At 64.2% G+C, this 15,989-nt stretch carries 11 protein-coding genes and 1 tRNA gene; 8 read left to right on the top strand and 4 right to left on the bottom strand.

The window, feature by feature from the left end:
• The first annotated feature begins 47 nt into the window (after positions 1 to 47).
• The 3 genes from CAF53_RS15245 (at position 48) to CAF53_RS15235 (ending at position 2,555) form a co-directional block, all read left to right on the top strand.
• Complete coding sequence (locus CAF53_RS15245; protein ID WP_046762770.1) at positions 48 to 335, top strand: integration host factor subunit beta; 288 nt, start codon at positions 48 to 50, stop codon at positions 333 to 335.
• 294 nt (positions 336 to 629) lie between these two features.
• A tRNA-Leu gene (locus tag CAF53_RS15240) sits at positions 630 to 715 on the top strand.
• Between the two features lie 55 nt (positions 716 to 770).
• Complete coding sequence (locus CAF53_RS15235) at positions 771 to 2,555, top strand: cation:proton antiporter (RefSeq protein WP_046762769.1); 1,785 nt, start codon at positions 771 to 773, stop codon at positions 2,553 to 2,555.
• Here CAF53_RS15235 and CAF53_RS15230 read toward each other — a convergent pair.
• Positions 2,552 to 3,487, bottom strand: coding sequence for a glutaminase (locus CAF53_RS15230; RefSeq protein WP_046762768.1), 936 nt, complete (start codon positions 3,485 to 3,487; stop codon positions 2,552 to 2,554). The two genes, CAF53_RS15235 and CAF53_RS15230, sit on opposite strands and share 4 nt — an antisense overlap.
• A 443-nt stretch (positions 3,488 to 3,930) precedes the next feature.
• On the opposite strand from CAF53_RS15230, the gene CAF53_RS27105 reads away from it, so the two are divergent.
• Positions 3,931 to 4,302: a hypothetical protein gene (locus CAF53_RS27105; protein WP_157801265.1), complete on the top strand. Its 372-nt coding sequence runs from the start codon at positions 3,931 to 3,933 to the stop codon at positions 4,300 to 4,302.
• Positions 4,303 to 4,446: 144 nt separating this feature from the next.
• On the opposite strand, the gene alaS is transcribed toward CAF53_RS27105, so the two are convergent.
• The 3 genes from alaS to CAF53_RS15210 form a co-directional block, all read right to left on the bottom strand.
• Positions 4,447 to 7,113: an alanine--tRNA ligase gene (gene alaS / locus CAF53_RS15220; RefSeq protein ID WP_046762766.1), complete on the bottom strand. Its 2,667-nt coding sequence runs from the start codon at positions 7,111 to 7,113 to the stop codon at positions 4,447 to 4,449.
• Between the two features lie 63 nt (positions 7,114 to 7,176).
• A complete protein-coding gene (locus tag CAF53_RS15215; protein WP_100238516.1) occupies positions 7,177 to 8,436 on the bottom strand; it encodes a Xaa-Pro peptidase family protein in 1,260 nt (419 codons plus the stop codon).
• Positions 8,437 to 8,473: 37 nt separating this feature from the next.
• On the bottom strand, positions 8,474 to 10,636 hold the full coding sequence (locus tag CAF53_RS15210; protein WP_100238515.1) for a malate synthase G: 2,163 nt from the start codon (positions 10,634 to 10,636) through the stop codon (positions 8,474 to 8,476).
• A gap of 93 nt (positions 10,637 to 10,729) precedes the next feature.
• On the opposite strand from CAF53_RS15210, the gene CAF53_RS15205 reads away from it, so the two are divergent.
• The 4 genes from CAF53_RS15205 to CAF53_RS15190 all read left to right on the top strand — a co-directional run bounded on the left by CAF53_RS15205 (position 10,730) and on the right by CAF53_RS15190 (position 15,976).
• On the top strand, positions 10,730 to 11,653 hold the full coding sequence (locus CAF53_RS15205) for a LysR family transcriptional regulator (RefSeq protein ID WP_046762763.1): 924 nt from the start codon (positions 10,730 to 10,732) through the stop codon (positions 11,651 to 11,653).
• 10 nt (positions 11,654 to 11,663) lie between these two features.
• The gene (locus CAF53_RS15200; protein ID WP_046762762.1) at positions 11,664 to 13,931 is read left to right on the top strand and encodes an NADP-dependent malic enzyme; all 2,268 of its coding nucleotides are present in this window, start codon (positions 11,664 to 11,666) and stop codon (positions 13,929 to 13,931) included.
• A 52-nt stretch (positions 13,932 to 13,983) separates the two neighbouring features.
• Positions 13,984 to 14,661, top strand: coding sequence for a L,D-transpeptidase family protein (locus CAF53_RS15195; RefSeq protein ID WP_100238514.1), 678 nt, complete (start codon positions 13,984 to 13,986; stop codon positions 14,659 to 14,661).
• 118 nt (positions 14,662 to 14,779) lie between these two features.
• Positions 14,780 to 15,976 carry an MFS transporter gene (locus CAF53_RS15190; protein WP_084733060.1) on the top strand — a complete coding sequence of 399 codons (1,197 nt, stop codon included), beginning with the start codon at positions 14,780 to 14,782 and terminating at the stop codon, positions 15,974 to 15,976.
• The last annotated feature ends 13 nt before the right edge of the window (positions 15,977 to 15,989 follow it).

The raw sequence follows: 15,989 nt of genomic DNA, 5'->3' as shown, positions 1-15,989 counted from the left end.
TTCATTATAAATAAACCGGGAACCAGAAGGGGGAGTCTGAAGGACCAATGATACGCTCGGAACTGATACAGAGACTGGCTGAGGAAAATCCAACCCTCAACCTCCAGGAAGTCGAAAGGATCGTCGATCTCTTCTTCAAGGAGATTGTCGACCGCCTTTCCAACGGCGGACGTGTGGAACTGCGCGGCTTCGGCGCGTTCACCACGCGCGCCCGCGACGCGCGCACCGGTCGCAACCCGCGGACCGGTGAGCAAGTCCCGGTCGACGCCAAGCGCGTTCCCTATTTCAAGCCCGGCAAGGAAATGCGGGAACGGCTGAACGTCAAGGCCATCTAGACCGTTGACGGACCTTGATGGAGGGTAAGGAGGAAGTGTCCGGATCGAAAGGAGGCGGACGCCTCGTTTCGAGACGCCTCATCTTGCTGAAAGACCATTTTGAACCCGTTGCTATCACTGGGCGACGATCTTGGCTGAGCCGCCCTCGGCGAGATTTGCGCGATGTTCCAGCGGTTTCGAATCGCATGCACCAGCATCTCGGGGCCTTGGTACAGGGGGTCGATCAGCGCCGTCGTTCAACTTCAACCATATCTTGACCTGTGCCCTATTAGCCTTCAGGGGATGTCTGCCCAAGCGGACGTGGCGAAATCGGTATACGCAGCGGACTTAAAATCCGCCTCCCCCTGGGAATGCGGGTTCAAGTCCCGCCGTCCGCACCAACGCATTCCTCGCCTTAACGCTGGATATCGGCGGCGATTGCCGCAATGATCGGTCATGGCCGACGCGATCAATCCACAAAGCTTCAGTGATTCCCTGGTCATCCTGGGTGCGGCGGGACTGGTCATTCCCGGCTTTGCCCGGTTCCGGATCAGCCCCGTCATCGGTTTCATCCTGGTAGGACTGGCGGTCGGTCCATCCGGACTGGGCGCGTTGGTCAGCCAATATCCGTGGCTCTATCATGTCACCATTTCCAACAGGGCAGCCATTGAACCCTTTGCGGAACTCGGCGTCATATTGCTGTTGTTCTCCATTGGACTGGAACTCAGCTTTCGGCGCCTCTGGACCATGCGGACGCAAGTATTCGGAGTAGGTGCCGCAGAATTGATCGGCGGCGGTACATTGATCGCCGCCGGGCTTTACATATTGGGCCAATCCCCCGCGGGAGCATTTGGCCTGGGGCTCGCGCTCGCCCTGTCATCAACGGCGGTGGTGCTTCCTATGGTCGGGACGCAAAGCGCGGTCGGCCGTGCCGCCTTTTCCATGCTGCTTTTCGAGGACCTCGCGCTCGTCCCCATCATCTTCATGCTGGGCGCGCTTGCACCATCGGTGGCGGCCAGCCCCGATGGTCCGTGGAGCGAACTGGCCGATACATTGCTCAAGAGCGGCATCACCATTGCCGTCATGCTGGTTCTGGGGCGCCTCTGCCTGCCGCACATCTTCCGCCAGGCCGCACGCACCAAAAGTCCCGAAGTCTTTCTCGCCGCCAGCCTGCTGGTGGTCATCGTCTCCAGCCTCGCTACATCGATCGCAGGTCTGTCCCCGATCGTCGGCGCCCTCCTTGCCGGCCTGCTGATCGCCGAAACCGACTATCATGGTGAGGTTGAAGTGATGACCGCCCCGTTCAAGGGCCTTGCGCTCGGGGTGTTCCTGATCACCGTCGGCATGGGGCTCGATGTGCGGGTCATCCTCGCCAATTGGCCGAGCCTCATATTGGCTGTGGCGGGCGTCGTACTCGCCAAGACGATCGTCACCGCCGCGCTGCTCTACATTTCCGGGGCGCGAAAGGGTGTTGCCCTCGAGGTCGGCGTGCTGATGGCCAGTCCGTCGGAAACCACGCTGATCGTGCTTTCCGCGGCGGCCGCCGCGCAATTGATCCTGCCCTCGACGGCCACATTCTGGCAGATCGTGACCGCAATCGGCCTCACCATAACCCCGCTTCTGGCGCGACTGGGGCATGATATCGCCCGCCGGCTGGAAATGGCGCTGGGCGAAGAGGCCGTGGAAGTCAGCGAGGACCATGCCGAAGCCGCCGCCGTGGTCATCGGCTTCGGCCGGGTCGGGCGGATGGTCTGCGACCTGCTGGTCCTGCACAAGCAGCGGTTCATCGTCGTCGAATCGGACCCCGATGTCGTCGCGGAGGCGCGGCGTGACGGATACCCGATCCTGTTCGGCGACGTATCGCGAACCGAAATGCTGGACAAGCTGAGGCTGGGCCACGCCCGTGCGCTGATCCTGACCATGGACGATCCCGTGCTGTCCGTACGTGTCACCAAGCGGGTGCGGGGTTGGGTGCCGGATCTGCCCGTCATCGCCCGAGCGCGCGACACCGATCATGCAGCCCAGCTCTACAAGGCCGGGGCGAGCGATGCGGTGCCGGAAACACTGGAAAGTTCGCTCCAGCTTGCCGAGACGGCGCTCGTCGACCTGGGGGTCGCGATGGGACCGGTGATCGCTTCCATCCACCAGACTCGCGAAGACTTGCGGATGGGGATCAAGGAGGCCGCCCAACTGGAAACCGCGCCGAAGCTGCGGCGGTTGCGGCCGGATGAGGTGCCTTAAAGTTCATTCGGCGGGCTGAAGACGGACCAGCCGGTACGGCGCGCCAGTTCTTCCAGCGCCAGCGTTCCAAGCTGGCTGTTGCCATTTTCATTGAGGCCGGGCGCCCACACCGCGATCGAGGCACGGCCGGGCACGATCGCCAATATGCCGCCACCGACTCCGGATTTGCCCGGAATGCCCACGCGGAAGGCGAAATCGCCGGATGCGTCATAATGACCGCAGGTCAGCATCAGTGCATTGATGCGCTTGGCGCGGCTGGAGGAAACGACCCGGCCACCTTCGGGGTGCCGGCCGTCGAGCATCAGATAACGGCCCGCCAGAGCAAGCTGACGGCAGCTCATCTCGATCGCGCATTGATGGAAATAGCTGCCCAGCACCAGATCGGCCGCATGGCGGACATTGCCGAAGGCGCGCATATAATTGGCAAGCGCCATGTTGCGGAAACCGGTCGCGGTTTCGGAAGCCGCGACGGTTTCATTGATGGCGATGCTGTCATCGCCCGCCAGATAGCGCACGAACCGAAGCATTTCGCCAATCGCCACGCGCGGTTGATGACCGCCCAGATTGACGTCGGCAACGACGATGGCGCCCGCATTGATGAACGGGTTGCGCGGGATGCCCTGTTCCTGCTCCAGTTGGACGATGGAGTTGAAGGCATTGCCGGAGGGCTCCCGCCCCACCCGCTCCCAGAGTTGGTCGCCAACCTTGCCGAGAGCAAGGGTCAGGGCGAAAACCTTGGAAATGGACTGGATCGAAAAGCCTGTGTCGGCGTCGCCGCCGGCGATCAGGCGGCCATCGGCGGTGGCGACGGCGATACCGAACTGGCCGGGATCGATCTTGGCCAATTCAGGAATGTAACTGGCGACCGTGCCGCGATCCTCCCGGTCCGCTGCATGAGCGACGATTTCGGAGAGTATGGCGGGCAGGTCCATGGGGGTATGATCAGCTTTTCCGGACAGGATCGGGCATCATCAATGACACGGTTAGCGGCATAGCGCATGGCCGGTCCCGTAGGACAGGCTTTTATATCATGAAGGCCCGGCGGTTGGGACGAGCTTCCGTTCCGAGCAGCTTCATCGCCGTTTTTCCGGCCGTTTTACGCCAAAGTTCACAGTGTATGCGCGCGCGTGCCCGCGCGCGCGTATGCATGGTGGTGCGTTTTTTTTTAAAGAGCGATGCGGCATAATCCTGTGGGTATGGAATAGGACAGACAAAATGCTGTCCTCCTGAAGAAAATAGGATGCTTTTCGAGAATGCTGTAGCTTTAGGGCCACGGATGATCCCTAGCCCATCATCTAGGCACCGATCCGATCATTAAAGCGAGGTCTGAAAACGACCACTTGCAGACTTTTAGGCATGGTGTGAAAATGCCTAGATGCGGACATTCCTTTTACCCTTCATCGCTTTAACATCTTGCGGATCAGGACCGATAAAAATCGCTGCGGATCGGTGCTGGACTGTATCGGCCGGCGATCAGGTGGAAGGCACAGCGATACTTCATGCCTATGCTGAGCAGGGTTGCATCGAATGCGGCGCCCATCTCACCTCCGATCAGTGCCCCGGAACAACCGATTTTGCCACAGCCAATGAAGCCGTCGATGGGGCGTATGACAGAATTGTTCATACCTCTCGCCCTGACAAAAACGGGTTTATCGAGCAAAAGGTGCGTTTGTCTGGTCAGGTCATCGCAAACGGTGCGACGGGAAAACCAATGATCCAAGCTGAGCGCTTAGAATTGCTTGAATAGCGCCATTCGCCTCCAAAACCGGACTATCGCCAAACCACCCCATTGCAGCGTTCCCTATATTCGCTTCGCTCACAGCGCTGCCCTGCGCCCTGAGAGAGTGGTGAGTGCCTCTCTTCCAGAGCCAGAGGAAGGTTATGGTATGACTTATGCCGGAACGTTGGCGAGGGTGGCCTTGACCGCTTCGATCGCGGCATGCGCCTTGTCACCTTCGGGCCCGCCGCCCTGGGCCATGTCGGGACGGCCGCCGCCGCCCTTGCCGCCAAGGGCCTCGACGCCTGCGCGGACGAGGTCGACGGCACTGATGGTTCCCACCAGGTCGTCGGTAACGCCGACCGCAATGCTCGCGCGGCCATCGACCACGGCGAGCACGGCAGAGACGCCGCTGCCGAGCGTCGTCTTGTTCTGGTCGACCAGGCCGCGCAGTTCCTTGGGGTCGAGGCCTTCGATCACCTGACCGATGAAGTTGATCGCGCCGACCTTTTCCGGGCCAGCGGCCTGAGCGGAACCGCCGCCGCCGAGCGCCAATGCCTTCTTCGCTTCAGCCAGTTCGCGTTCGAGCTTGCGGCTCTGTTCGACCAGTGCGGCGATGCGGGCGGGGACCTCTTCCGGCGTCGTCTTGAGCGCGGCGGCCGACTGGCGCAGGCGCTCTTCGCGGTCGGAGAGCCAGAGGCGCGCCGCTTCGCCGGTCAGTGCTTCGATACGGCGGACGCCGGACGAGACGGCACTTTCCGAGATGATCTTGAGGATCGCGATGTCGCCGGTAGCGCGGACATGGGTGCCGCCGCACAGTTCCACCGAATAATTGTGCCCATTATCCTGACCGTCGCCCTTGCCCATCGACAGGACGCGGACTTCATCGCCATATTTTTCGCCGAAGAGGGCCATGGCGCCTGCGGCGATCGCGTCGTCCGGGGTCATCAGGCGCGTGGTGACCGCTTCATTGTGGCGGATCTGCTCATTGACCTGGCTTTCGACCGCGGCGATCTGGCTATGGGTCAGCGCCTCCGGGTGCGAGAAATCGAAACGCAGGCGTTCCGGCGCGACGAGGCTGCCCTTCTGCGTCACATGCGCGCCCAGTTCGTTGCGCAGCGCGGCGTGCAAAAGATGCGTGGCGCTGTGGTTGGCGCGGATGCGGTCGCGGCGGTGGGTGTCGACGCTGAGATGCACCGTGTCGCCGACCTTGATCTTGCCCGCGCCGACCTTTGCCTTGTGGGCGTGGAGGCGGCCCAAGGGCTTGGCGGTATCTTCGACGTCTGCGACAAGGCCAGCCTGCGAACTGATCGTGCCGGCGTCGCCCATCTGGCCACCGCTTTCGCCGTAGAAGGGCGTCTGGTTGGTGATGATGGTGACTTCATCGCCCGGCCCGGCGGCGTCGATGCGGGCGCCGTCCTTCACCAGCGCGAGCACTTCACCCTCGCCCACGGTCGCGGTGTAGCCGATAAACTCGGTGCTGCCGGTGCTTTCTGCGATGTCGAACCAGATTTCGTCCGACGCCTTTTCGCCCGATCCCTTCCATGCGGCACGGGCGGCGGCCTTCTGCTCGGCCATCGCCTTGTCGAAGCCGGTCCGGTCGACGCCGAGGCCACGCGAGCGCAGCGCGTCTTCGGTCAGGTCATAGGGGAAGCCGTAAGTGTCGTAGAGCTTGAAAGCGGTTTCGCCCGGCAGCGTGCCGCCTTCCGACAGGTCGGTGGTGGCTTCGTCGAGCAGCTTCAGGCCGTTTTCCAGCGTCTTGCGGAAACGGGTTTCCTCGCGCAGCAGCGTTTCCTCGATCAGCGGCTGAGCGCGGACCAGTTCCTGATAGGCGCCGCCCATTTCTGAGACGAGGCTGCCGACGAGGCGGTGCATCAACGGTTCCTTGGCGCCGATGATGTGGGCGTGGCGCATGGCGCGGCGCATGATGCGGCGCAGCACATAGCCGCGGCCTTCATTGGCGGGAAGCACGCCGTCCGCGATCAGAAAGCTGGTCGAACGGAGGTGGTCCGCAATGACGCGGTGGCTGGCCTTGAACTCGCCATCGATGGCGGTTTTCGTGAGCGCGCCCGATTCCTCGATCAGCGCCTTGAAAGTGTCGGTGTCGTAATTGTCATGGACGCCTTGCAGCACCGCCGCGATGCGCTCCAGACCCATGCCGGTGTCGATGCTGGGTTTGGGCAGTTCGCTGACGATCTCATTCGCTTCCTGCTCATATTGCATGAAGACGAGGTTCCAGATCTCGACGAAGCGGTCGCCATCCTCCTCCGGACTTCCCGGAGGGCCGCCCCAGATATGATCGCCATGGTCGTAGAAGATTTCCGAGCAGGGACCGCAGGGGCCGCTGTCACCCATCGCCCAGAAATTATCCTTGGTGGGGATGCGGATGATCCTGTGCTCAGGGAGCCCGGCGATCTTCTTCCAGAGGTCGAAGGCTTCGTCGTCGGTGTGATAGACGGTGGCGGTGAGTTTCTCCGCCGGAATGCCCCATTCCTTGGTCAGCAGGGTCCAGGCGTGGGTGATCGCCTGTTCCTTGAAATAGTCGCCGAAGCTGAAATTGCCCAGCATTTCGAAGAAAGTGTGATGGCGCGCAGTGTAGCCGACATTGTCGAGGTCGTTATGCTTGCCGCCGGCGCGGACCGACTTCTGGCTCGACGTCGCCTTGTTGTAGGGGCGGGATTCGAGGCCGGTGAAGACATTCTTGAACGGCACCATGCCCGCATTGACGAACATCAGCGTCGGGTCGTTGTGCGGCACCAGAGGCGCGGACGGAACGATGGTGTGGCCGTTGGCCCCGAAATAGTCGAGGAAGGAGCGGCGAATGTCGTTGGTCGAGGTCATGCGGGCGATTTAGTGGGAAGCGCTCCAACGCACAAGCGGGGCTTTTCGTCGTTTATGGGAATATCAGTCGATGGGGTTCTCGATTGAGGCAGGCGGCCTGGAAAACCAGATGGGGCCGGTGGCGCCCATGTGGAAGCAATCCTCCAGTCGGATGCCCATGACGCCGGGCAGGTAAAGGCCCGGTTCGTTGGAGAAGCACATGCCTTCGGCCAGGGAGGTTTTCTCATCGTGGACGAGGTTGACGGGTTCGTGGCCTTCCATGCCGATACCGTGGCCGGTGCGGTGGGACAGGCCGGGTAATTGATAGCCCGGGCCGTAACCGAGGCTCTCATAATAAGTGCGGACGGCGTCATCGACCGTGCCTGCGGGCGCCCCGATTTTAGCGGCGGCGAAGGCGATTTTCTGGCCCTGGGCGACTTCGTTCCAGACCTTGCGTTGCTGGGGCGTGGGGGCGGCGGCGTGGATGAAGCTGCGGCTGATGTCGGATTGATAATCCTCGACCGTGCAGCCGCAATCCATGAGGACGACTTCGCCGGACGTGACCTTCTGGGGCTTGCCGCTGCCATGGGGATAGGCGGCGGCTTCTCCGAGCAGGATGAGGTTGAATTCGGTCTTGCCGCCCAGCGCTGTGGTGGCGGCGTCCATCAGGGCGGCGATGTCCTGACGCGGCATGCCGGTCTTGATCCGCGGATAAGTCCAGCGATAGGCGGCGAGCGTGACGTCGGCGGCCTTCTGCATCAGGGCGATTTCGGCGGGCGTCTTGCGCATGCGCAGGGCCCGGGTAACGGGATCGCGGACGATCCGGGCCTGCGGGAGCGCGGATTGAAGGCCGTTGACGGCGAAATAGCGGACGCTTTCCTCTATGCCGATGCGGGATTGGGTGAGGCCTTTTTCCTTCAGATAGGCGGCGATGACGGCATAGGGGCTTTCATGTTCCTGCCAGACGCGGGTTTCCGCTTCGATGCCGAGCGATTCGTCGACCGAGGGGCGTTCGAAAAAGGGGCAGACGATGATCGGCGCGCCCTCCGCCGGGATGATGGCGGCGGTCAGGCGCTCGCTGCGCCACCAGCGCACGCCGGTATAGTAGATGAGGCTCGCGCCGGGTTCGACGAAGAGGGCCCCGATATTCCGGGCGCGCATGGCTTGCTGCGCACGGGCGAGGCGGGCGGCGCGTTCTTCTCGGCCGATCGGGATGACATCGGTCGTGAGGGGCTTGAGCGATTCGGCAGCGCGTTCCTGCGCGAAGAGACGCGGGCTGGCGAGGAGCAGGCCGGTGAGCGCTGCGCCCTGCTGGAGAAGGTGACGGCGGTGGAGAAGAGGCATGGGCTTTTGGTGCCTCTTCCCCACCCGATTGGCAAGATCAGGCCGCCGCCTTGGCCAGTGCTCGATATTTGTGGAGCAACGGTTCGGTATAGCCGTTGGGCTGCGCGACCCCTTCGAACACCAGGGCGCGGGCGGCCTGCCAGGCGAGGCTTTCCGGATGGCCGCTCATCGGCCGGTAGAGCGGATCGCCCGCATTCTGGGCATCGACCTTGGCGGCCATGCGGGTGAAGGCGGCGTCGACCTGTTCGCTCGTGCAGACGCCGTGGAGCAGCCAGTTCGCCATATGCTGCGAGGAAATGCGCAACGTGGCGCGGTCTTCCATCAGGCCGATGTCGTGGATGTCGGGAACCTTCGAGCAGCCGACGCCCTGGTCGATCCAGCGGACGACATAGCCGAGGATGCCCTGTGCGTTATTGTCCAGTTCCTGCGCGATCTCCTCCTCCGACCAGTTGCGGCCCTGCGCGACCGGGATGGTCAGGAGTTTGTCCAGAGGCGCGATCGCTTCCATCTTCCGCTCGGCCTGGCGGGCGAAAACGTCGATGCCGTGATAATGGGTCGCGTGCAGCGTCGCCGCCGTCGGGGACGGAACCCAGGCGGTGTTGGCGCCGCTCTTGGGATGGCCGACCTTCTGGTCCAGCATATCGGCCATGCGGTCGGGCGCGGCCCACATGCCCTTGCCGATCTGGGCGCGGCCCGAAAGCCCGCAGGCAAGGCCGATCTGGACGTTGCGGTCTTCATAGGCCGTGATCCAGTCGCTGCTCTTCATCTCGCCCTTGCGGATCATCGGACCGGCGCGCATCGACGTGTGCATTTCATCGCCGGTGCGATCGAGGAAGCCGGTGTTGATGAAGACGATGCGGTCCTTCACCGCCTCTATGCAGGCGGCGAGGTTGGCCGAGGTGCGGCGTTCCTCGTCCATGACGCCGACCTTCAGCGTGTGGCGGCCGAGGCCGAGCAGGTCCTCGATCGCATCGAACAGCCGGTTGGTGAAGCCGACCTCTTCGGGGCCGTGCATCTTGGGCTTGACGATATAGATGCTGCCGGCGCGGCTGTTGCCGCCTTCGCGCTTCAGGTCGTGCAGGGCGATCAGCGTGGTGACGATGCCGTCCAAAATGCCTTCGGGCGCTTCCTGACCGTTGGCGAGCAGGACGGCGGGCGTGGTCATCAAATGACCGACATTGCGGACGAAGAGCAGGCTGCGGCCCGGCAGGGTGAAGTGGCCGCCGTCGGGCGCGATATAGCCGCGGTCGGGGTTGAGGGCGCGGGTCATTCGCCGGCCGTTCTTCTCGAACGTGTCGGTGAGGTCGCCCTGCATCAGGCCGAGCCAGTTGGAATAGGCGGCGACCTTGTCCTCCGCATCGACGGCGGCGACCGAGTCTTCCAGGTCGCAGATCGTGGTCAGCGCCGATTCCAGGATGACGTCGGCAATGCCTGCCGGGTCGTCCCTGCCGATCGGGTGGGAACGGTCGATGACCAGCTCGATATGCAGGCCATTGTGCCGTAGCAGGATCGCCTTGGGTTCTGCCGGATCGCCGCTATAGCCGACGAAACCGTCCGCCGGCCGCAGGCTGGTCGCCACGACACCATGCCCTTCCCGAAGATGCAGGTGCAGTTCGCCGTTCCAGACATGCAGCCGGACGATGTCGGCCCAGCCTGCATGCCCCTTCAACGGAACGGCCCGGTTCAGGAAATCCTTCGCCCAGCCGATGACCTGCGCGCCGCGCTGTGCATCATAGCCCTTGCCCGTCGCCGTGCCGGGAATCGCGTCCGTGCCGTAGAGCGCGTCATAAAGGCTGCCCCAGCGCGCGTTGGCCGCGTTCAGCAGGAAGCGGGCGTTGAGGATCGGGACGACCAATTGCGGTCCGGCGAGGCGGGCGACCTCATCGTCGACATTCTCGCTGCCGATCTGGAAGGGCGCGGGTTCGGGGACGAGATAGCCGATCTCGCGCAGGAAGCCCTGATAGGCCGCGCCGTCGATGGGCTGCCCTGCCCTTTCCTGATGCCAGGCGTCGACCTGTGCCTGGATCGTGTCCCGCTTGGCCAGCAGGGCGGCGTTTTCCGGGGCGAACTGCGCGAAGATCGCGGCGGTGCCCTGCCAGAAAGAGGCCGCTTCGATCCCCGTACCGGGAAGAGCGCGCTCCTCGATGAAGCTGGCAAGCTGCTGCGCGACCTTCAGGCCTGCGCGATCGGTCATGGTCATGAGGTCATCTCCTTTGGGGCGGGACCATAGACGGATTGCATTATAGCGTGTAGACGCCATTATTGGAATTCAGACTTTCTTCTGGTGAAACAAATGATGGACCCGGATTATGACCTGTTCGCGACCATCGTGGACGAAGGGGGCATGGCGGCGGCGGGACGGCGGCTGAACATCTCGCCCGCCATGGTGTCGAAACGGCTGGTGCGGCTAGAGGACCGGCTGGGAACGAGGCTTATTCACCGGACCACGCGGCGGCTGGCTCTGACGCCCGCTGGCGAACGGCTGCATGAGGATCTGCGCGACATATTGGCGGCACTGGATGAAGCGGAGCGCCGCGTGTCCGGCACGTCGGCGGAGGCGGCGGGAACGCTGAGGGTGACGGCGCCGACATCCTTCGGGCGCATGCATGTCGCGCCCTGGCTGGAGCGGTTCCTGGACGCGCATCCCAAGGTGCGGATGCGCATCGACCTGTCGGACGATTATGCCGACCTGCTGGCGACGCGGGCGGACCTGGCGATCCGCATCACCGCCGATCCGGGACCGGGGTTGTCCGCCCACCGACTGGCGACCAACCGGCGCGTCCTGTGCGCGGCGCCGGCCTATCTGCAACGGTTCGGAACACCGGAAAGCGTTGCCGATCTGCGCAGGCATCGCCTGCTCGCGGCGGACGGACAATTGCCCTGGCGGCTGAGCGGGCCGGCCGGATCGATCGCGGTCGAGGGCGTCAGCCATGTCCGCACCAACAGCAGCGAGATGGTCCGCGAACTGGCGATGGCGGGCGTGGGCATTGCGCTGCGATCCCTGTGGGACGTGAGCGACGCGCTGGAGCGCGGCGATATCCGCCAGATCATGCCCGATCATGAAGGGTCGGCGGACGTCGGCCTCTATGCCGTGCACCTGCCGCAGAGCAATCCGCCCCTCGCCATCACCGCCTTCGTCGATTTTCTCATCCAGCTCTACGCCCCCAGCCCCCCCTGGGAGCGCTCCACCATTGCCCCTCCCGAAAAGCAACTCTAAGGCCCCTGTCATGGACGAAAACACCCGCCGCGCCGCCCTGGACTATCACCGCTATCCGCAGCCCGGAAAGCTGAGGATCGAACCGACCAAGCGCATGGTCAACCAGCGCGATCTGGCGCTGGCCTATTCGCCCGGCGTCGCCGCGCCCTGCGTCGACATTGCGCAAGACCCCGAAAAGGCGATGGACTATACCGCGCGGGGCAATCTGGTCGCGGTGATCTCCAACGGGACGGCGGTCCTGGGGTTGGGCGCGATCGGCGCGCTGGCGTCCAAGCCGGTGATGGAGGGCAAGGCCGTGCTCTTCAAGAAGTTCGCCGATATCGACGTGTTCGATATCGAGGTGGACACGACCGACCCGGAGAAGTTCATCGAGGCCGTCGCCCTGCTGGAGCCGACATTCGGCGGCATCAACCTGGAGGATATCAAGGCGCCGGAATGCTTCGCCATCGAGGCGGCGTTGAAGAAGCGGATGAACATTCCCGTCTTCCATGACGACCAGCACGGCACGGCCATCGTGGTGGCGGCGGCGGTGCGCAATGCGCTGGTGTTGCAGGGCAAGACGCTGGCCGACGCCAAGCTGGTGACATCCGGCGCGGGTGCGGCGGCGCTGGCCTGCGTCGACCTGCTGGTGTCGATGGGCCTGCCGATCGACAATGTGACGCTGACCGACAAGGATGGCGTCATCCATTCGGAGCGCGAGGGCATGTTGCCGAACATGGCCCGCTATGCCCGCACCACCAATGCGCGCACCCTGCCCGACGTGCTGCCGGGCGCAAACCTGTTCCTGGGCCTGTCCGCGCCGGGCGTGCTGAAGCCGGAATGGCTGCCGTTGATGGCGCCCAATCCGCTGATCTTCGCGCTCGCCAATCCGGAGCCGGAAATCCGCCCGGAGGCAGCGCGGGAGGCGCGGCCCGACGCGATCATCGCCACGGGCCGCTCGGACTATCCCAATCAGGTCAACAATGTCCTGTGCTTCCCCTATATCTTCCGGGGGGCGTTGGATGCACGCGCGACCGAGATCAACGAGGCGATGAAGGTCGCCGCCGCAGATGCCATCGCCAATCTCGCCCGCATGCCCGCCCATGACAGCGTCGCGCAGGCCTATGGCGGGCGCAAGCTGGTGTTCGGGCCGGACTATATCATCCCCACCCCCTTCGACCCGCGCCTGATCGCGGAGATCGCCTGCGCCGTCGCCAAGGCGGCAATGGATAGCGGCGTCGCCAAGAAACAACTCGACCTTGAGGTCTACAAGCGGCAGTTGATGCAGCAGAATGCCCGCTCGGCCCAGCTCATGCTGCCGGTGTTCGAGGCGGCCCGGGGTGCCCAGCGCCGCATCGCTTATGGGGAAGGCGAGGATGATCGCGTGCTGCGCGCCATTCAGGACGCGCTGGACGAAGGCATCGTCCGCCCGGTGATCGTGGCGCGGCGGCGAATCCTGAAGGAAAAGCTGCCCAATCTCGGCCTTCGCTTCGAACTGGACCGCGACGTCGAGGTGATCGATCCGGAAACCGATCATCTGCTGATGGGCGAATTGGTCGAGGGCTATCGCGCCGTCGCCGCGCGCAAGGGGGTGTCTGGCGCCGAAGTAGTCCGCCATGTCTATCGCCGGCCCAGCGTGACCGCCGCCATGTTGCTGCGCACCGGGCGGGTCGATGCGGCGCTGGTCGGCGGCAACAGCGACTATTGGGGTGAAGTGGAACATGCGCTGCGGATCATCGACCGCACGCCGGGCAACAGCCGCGTCTACGCGCTGTCGGGCCTGATCCTGGATGCGGGCGCGCTGTTCATCACCGATACCCATATGGTGCCCGATCCGACGCCGGAACAGATCGCCGAAATGACGCTGCTGGGCGCGACGGAACTCAAGCATTTCGGTTTGACGCCCCGCGTCGCGCTGCTGTCCCACTCCAATTTCGGGGCGTCGCATTCGCCCAGCGCGCGCAAGATGCGCGAGGCGTTCAAGCTGGTGAAGCAGGCCGCCCCCGAATTGATGGTCGATGGCGAAATGCACGCCGATGCGGCGCTGAGCCAGGGCCTGCGGGAGCGGTTGATCCCGGATTCGCGGTTCGAGGGTTCAGCCAATCTACTGGTCATGCCCAATCTGGATGCGGCGAACATCACGCTCACGGCCTTGTCCGCTTCATCCAGTTCTCCGACGGTCGGGCCGATGCTGGTCGGTCTGGCCCAGCCGATCCACGTGCTGACACCCGGCGTGACGGCGCGCGGCATCCTGAACCTGACCGCCATCGCGGCGGCGGAGGTCGAGCGCGAGGGCTGAAGCCTTAACCTTTTTCTGCCATGAGCCGCCCAAAGATCGCTAAGGACGGTTCATGGCAGGACGGGTTTCGACCGGAGTGAAGCTGGCAATCGGGGGCGGCGCGGCCGCCGTGCTGCTGTTGCTCGGCCTGTCGATCGGGCGTGGGCGCGACCTGGAGCCGGGGAGGCCGGACCAACCCACGACCACGCGGACCGTCGCGAAGCAAGCCCAGCCGAAGCAAGACCAGCCGGTCGAACGCACCCGTGCCCAGCCCGTCGCGGTCGATCCCCATGCGCTGATGGTGAAGCGCGTCCTGCCGATCGACGGCCCCTTCCGCCATGGCGATTATGTCTGGGACGAGGGCGGCGCGCCAGCGACCGGGCCGGTCATCATCACCGTCGACCTCAAGGCGCAGACATTGTCCGTCTTCCGCGCAGGCTATGAGATCGGGTCGGCGGTCATCATCTATGGCGCGGACGACAAGCCCAGCCCGCTCGGCGCCTTTCCGATCATCCAGAAGGATGCCGACCATTACAGCCGCACCTATAACAATGCCCCCATGCCTCACACGTTGCGGCTGACCAGCGACGGCGTGGCCATCCATGGCAGCGACGTGCAATGGGGCAATGCCACCCATGGCTGCATCGGCGTGCCCAAGCCGTTCGCGAAAAAGCTGTTCGGCGTGACGAAGCTGGGCGATCTGGTGGTCATCACCAATGGCAAGAGGCTGGACACGAGCCATGCAAGCTGAGTTGCGGCACGCGCTGACGCAACTGCGATAAAATCATGCCGTCTTCGGCTTGATTTTGCCAGGTAACGCTATCATGTGCAGGCCTTAACCCCTATCGCATCGCAACATGGAGCAGCCGATGGCGCAGGCCGATCGTGCGGTTCACCCCGCTCTCGTCATTCTTGCGCTCGCCATGGGCGCCTTCGCCATCGGCACGACCGAATTTGCGGCGATGAGCCTGCTGCCCTTTTTCGCGGGCGACCTGCGGATCAGCGAGCCGATGGCGGGCCATGCCATCAGCGCCTATGCATTGGGCGTGGTGGTCGGCGCGCCGGTCATCGCCGTGCTGGGCGCACGGCTGCCGCGACGGACGCTCTTGATCGGGCTGATGGCCCTGTTCGCGATCGGCAATGGCCTCAGCGCCCTTTCGCCCGACTACACGACCATGCTGATCTTCCGCTTCCTGAGCGGCCTGCCCCATGGCGCCTATTTCGGCGTGGCGGCTTTGGTCGCCGCGTCCCTGGTGCCCAGTGACCGGCGCGCGCTGGCGGTGGCGCGGGTCATGACCGGCCTCACCGTCGCGACCGTGATCGGCGTTCCGGTGGCGAACTGGCTGGGACAGGCGCTGGGATGGCGCTGGGGCTTCGGCGTCGTCGCGCTGCTGGCGGTGATCACCATGACGCTGGTGGCGCTCTACGCGCCGCGCGATGCCGGCGATCCGCAGGCCAGCCCGATGCGGGAACTGGGCGCCTTCAGGGAACCGCAGGTGGTGCTGACGCTGCTGACCGGGGCGATCGGTTTCGGCGGGTTGTTCGCGGTCTACACCTATGTCGCGTCCACCATGATTTCCGTGACCCATGTGTCGGAGCGGCTGGTGCCGCTGGTGCTGGCGGTGTTCGGTATCGGCCTGACGATCGGCAATCTGGTCGCGGCCTGGGCGGCGGACCGGGCGCAGAGCCGGACAGCCATCATCGTGCTGCTGTGGAGCGCCGGATCGCTGGCGCTATTCCCGCTGATGGCGGGGAATATCTGGAGCCTGTCACTGGTGATCTTCCTGATCGGCGCTGGCGGCGGTCTGGGCAGCGTGTTGCAGACGCGGCTGATGGACGTGGCGGGGGATGCGCAGACGCTGGCGGCGGCAGCGCATCATGCCGCCTTCAATCTCGCCAATGCGCTGGGGCCCTGGCTCGGGGGGATGGCGATCGCTGCGGGCTATGGGCTGACCTCGACCGGGTGGATCGGCGCGGCGCTGGCATTGGGCGGGCTGGCGATCTTCCTGTTCACACTGGGCCTGCATCAGCGGTCGATGCGACTGGCGACCGTTCCCTGCGAATAGATGGCAGCCCGCT

It is taken from the genome of Sphingobium sp. LB126, assembly GCF_002795205.1.
Lineage (GTDB): Bacteria > Pseudomonadota > Alphaproteobacteria > Sphingomonadales > Sphingomonadaceae > Sphingobium > Sphingobium chungbukense.
This window is presented reverse-complemented; position numbering and strand designations above follow the sequence as displayed.